The sequence below is a fragment of the Variovorax sp. 01T439_2 genome (assembly GCF_056398445.1).
This window is the reverse complement of sequence record NZ_JBFTPJ010000574.1, coordinates 1-3,907: the sequence shown is the minus strand read 5'-3', so window position 1 is coordinate 3,907 and position 3,907 is coordinate 1. Positions and strand designations below refer to the sequence as shown.

The window sequence follows — 3,907 nt, the reverse complement described above, 5'->3', positions numbered from 1 at the left end:
TTGCCGCACAAGGACGTTGCCCTCGCCATTCCAGCGTCGAGCTCACCTCGCCATTTCGCCGCTTCCGGAGCGTTGCGGTCAATCGCAGTTCGGAGCCCTCCATCAATGTTCGGCATGCCGAACATTACGGAGGTAGACGGAACGATCCCGCCCTCATAGCCGCACGAGGACTTTGCCCTCGAAGTTTCGACGTCGTCCTGCGACTGCCGCGTCCAGACTACCGAAACCGACATCCGCCCCATTCGCACAGCGAGCCCACGACCGCTGCATGAATTTCCTCACGGCGCCATCAAGCAGAAGACCTCCGCTGTTGCGACCGTTTGAGACTTTCTGGGTGTTCGGCATGCCGAACATCCAGAAATAGAGCCGAACACAGAGGTGAATTCGGCACGCAGCGAATTCGCGGGGGAAGCATCGAATGGGCATCCGCGTCGCCCCGCTGCGCGGCAGCGTCGCCAAGAGCAGTCTACTCTCGCAGCGTGAACACCACTGACAGGTAAGAGACCGGCTGGGTCTGAATGGCCTCGATCCCATGCAGTGCGGTTGCATCGAACAGCAGCGAATCCCCTGCCCTCACCTCCGCAGTCCTGCCGCCATAGCGGTAGCGGACCTCCCCGGACAAGAAGTACAGGAACTTGAGGCCTGGATGCTGGAAGGTCACATAGGGATCGGCGCCGGGCAGCAGCGTGACCAGGTAGGGCTCGACGAACAGGTTGCCCGACAGCAGGTGGCCCAGCAGCTCGTAGCGGTAGTCCGCCACCGCGCCGATGCGATCGACCAGGACACCATGTCCTGCGCGCACATGGCAGAAGTCCGTGCGCCGCGCCTGGTCCCCGAAGAACCGCGACGCCGGCACCCCGAGACCATTCGCGAGACGCTCCAGGGTCTCCACCGAAGGCGAGACCAGACCGCGCTCGATGCGCGAGAGCATCGAGGCAGAAATCCCCGAGGTCTTGGCCAGTTCGCCGCCAGACACCTCGGCCGCCATGCGCAGTGCCCTCACCTGCGTCCCAATGCGTACCGCGGACAGGCTGCGCACGACCGGCGCCGGCTGCCGCGGCCGGACACGCGTCACCGACGCTGGCAGGCGCAACGGCCGAACCGTTGGCAGAGGCGAAGCAAGCTCTCTATGGGCCATCTTGAATCTCGCACATGAGAATGGTCAGTGAGCACCTTGTGCAAAGCATTCGGGGACGAGTGCGACACGCAATAACTCGTCATATACTTTGTAGCTCTATGCCATTCTATATGTGGCAATCGGGCGGTGCCAAGCCGCCGCGTTCCTCCTGTTCCGCCACCCAACTTTCCGCGCGCCTTTCGGACTGCGCGGGTCGCGGTAGGCATTCCGCAGGAGGCCTTCGACACCGTCTCATCTCGGACTTACGTCAGCATTCTTGAGAGAGGCGTGAATGTTCCCACGCTCACGAAGATCGATGCTCTGGTTCGGGTTCTGGGCCTGCACCCGTTGACTGTGCTCACGCTCGCCTACGCAAGTTCGCCGTCGTCCGAAGAAATCGGCAAACTCCAGGAACTGGTGGCAGGAGAAATCGCGAGCCTYGGGTTGWCGGCGTTCTCKCCRAACTCRYTRCCMAGAGGCAAGACTCGCMGCACCAAATARGAARTTTGGGCATGCGYGTCAARCAGATCGAAGATCTTCCCATGGCCACMAGCGCTGAGCTGTACCAACTCAGCTGGGTCATCGAGCAACTCATGGCCGACCCGAGGCGCATCGTGCAGGCGCGCTCGCAGTTGCACATGGGCCAACTGGTGAAGTACTGGGACTGGGGCACCGGCAAGCTGCGTGAGGCTCGCATCGCGGCGATGAAAGACCGGCAGGTCACGCTGCTCGACGAACAAAGCAAACAGCGCTTCAGCGTGCTGTACGCGGCCGTCGTGCCTGTCGATGATCAGCAGGCAGGCACGTCATCCTCACCGGCGCATGCCGCGCCGCTGAGGCCGCCGCCGGAGATCCACCACAAGCAGGACTTCCGCGTCGGCCAGCGTGTRAGCTTCACCGACCAAGGCCTGAAGCGGCATGTCGGAGAAATCGTTCGGATCAACCAGCGCACGGCCACGGTTCACTGACGGACGCTCGTGGCGAGTCGCCTTCGCTCTGCTCCAGCACATCGTCGACGTCGCACCTTAAACCCGTCGATCGTCAACGACGGCCCTGAGCGGGCTACTACCCAGAAACATTGATGCCAACGAAGTATCTACAACGTCATACTCTCTGCCACACGGCCGCCGACGATTGTGACTGGCGCCCGCTCCAATTCAAGCGTAGTTGAAACACTTGCATCTGCATCTGCATCTGCGCATCAAAACAGGCCTTCATTCGGCACGGTATCGGCGTCGGTCCGATATCCCATCGCTCGGTATCCGCGCTGACGCTTATCCCACATACGCAGCAACGCTGGATGGCCGGTGTCCACGAAGTCGATGATCCGCACGTCGGCCTTGCTGACGTGCTCCCGGTGCAGGCGGCCGGCGTACTGCTGCAGCGTCCCTTTCCAGGACACCGGCATGGCGAGCACCAGCGTGTCCAACGGCGGGTGGTCGAAGCCCTCGCCAACTAACTTGCCGGTCGCCAGGAGGACCCGCGGTGCGTCGGGCGCCAACGCATCAAGGCCTGCCACCAGCGCCGCACGCTGCTTTCTGGACATCCGGCCATGCAGTACGAAGAAGTCCGGCCCCAGGCCGCCGAGGGCTGCTTCAATCGCGTTGAGATGTTCCGTGCGCTCCGTCAGCACCAGTATCTTGCGCCCCTGCGCGAAGGCATCGCGCACCTCGGCTGCGATGGCTTCAGTCCTCGCCTGATCGTTAGCCAGATGCCGGAATACATTCTGGATGCCGGCATCTTGCGGCAAATCGATCCGGGCATGGCGGGACCGCGGCACCACCTCCAGATCGTGCGGCGCCCCGGCCGGCGTGGCCGCCGTGTGACGGATCGGCCCGCACTGCATGAAGATGATCGGCTGCTGCCCGTCGCGTCGGAACGGCGTGGCGGTCAGGCCGAGCACGTATTTCGCCTTGGTCCGCTTCAGGATGGCGTCGAACGAAACCGCGCCGACGTGGTGGCACTCGTCGACGATCACGTGGCCGTAGTCCTCGACCAGCGGGTTCACCTCACCCCGGCGGGACAAAGACTGCATCACGGCAATGTCGATCCTGCCGGTCGGTTTGGCCTTGCCGCCGCCAATGGTGCCGACCACGCCCGTACCGACGCCCAGAAAGGTCTGCAGCCGCTCCTGCCATTGCTTCAACAGTTCCGTGCGATGCACCAGTATCAGCGTGTTGACGCCTTTCTCGGCGATCATCGCCGCGGCGGTGACTGTCTTGCCAAAGGCGGTCGGTGCGCACAGCACCCCGGCATCGAACGGCAGCATCGCAGCGACGGCGGTCTGCTGGTCTTGACGCAGATTGCCGACGAACGACACGTCCAGCGGCTGGCCCTTGAAGCGCTCGTCTCGCAGCTCACACGTGATGCCGTTCTCGCGCAACAGCGACAGGGAGGCATCCAGACACCCGCGGGGCAAGGCGATGTGTTGCGGATAATTCTCGGCACAGCCGATGACCCGTGGCTTGTCCCACACCGACACCCGCATCGCCTGCGCCTTGTAAAACTCGGGGTTCTGGAACGCCGCCAGACGGATCAGTCGATTGGCGAGGGGCTGAGGCAGTTGCGCCTTCTCGAAGTAGATCAGGTTGGCCACGGTCATCGTCAGCGAGCGGGGCATGGTTCCGGGCAGCTTCTTCGACGCGGTGCCTTTGCGCTTCCAGGGCGTGGCCAGATCCTCGTCGTCAATGAAGGTGATATCCAACGGATGGATGCCACTTGTGGCCCGCAGGATGGTCGGCTCGATGTCGTGTGCGGCCATCGGCCGGAGGGAAGCCAGGAACGCCCACT

General features: G+C 63.1%; 3 protein-coding genes. 1 reads left to right on the top strand and 2 read right to left on the bottom strand.

Features of this window, described 5'->3' with window-relative positions; all coding sequences use genetic code 11:
- Positions 1 to 466 precede the first annotated feature (466 nt).
- Positions 467 to 1,039, bottom strand: coding sequence for a helix-turn-helix domain-containing protein (locus AC1DOC_RS23550; RefSeq protein ID WP_436287692.1), 573 nt, complete (start codon positions 1,037 to 1,039; stop codon positions 467 to 469).
- 620 nt (positions 1,040 to 1,659) lie between these two features.
- On the opposite strand from AC1DOC_RS23550, the gene AC1DOC_RS23545 reads away from it, so the two are divergent.
- Entirely contained in the window at positions 1,660 to 2,085 is a 426-nt protein-coding gene (locus AC1DOC_RS23545; protein WP_478130594.1) for a hypothetical protein, read from the top strand.
- Positions 2,086 to 2,318: 233 nt separating this feature from the next.
- Here AC1DOC_RS23545 and AC1DOC_RS23540 read toward each other — a convergent pair.
- Positions 2,319 to 3,907 (bottom strand): DEAD/DEAH box helicase family protein (locus AC1DOC_RS23540; RefSeq protein WP_478130593.1); only part of this gene is annotated, 1,589 nt, incomplete at its 5' end.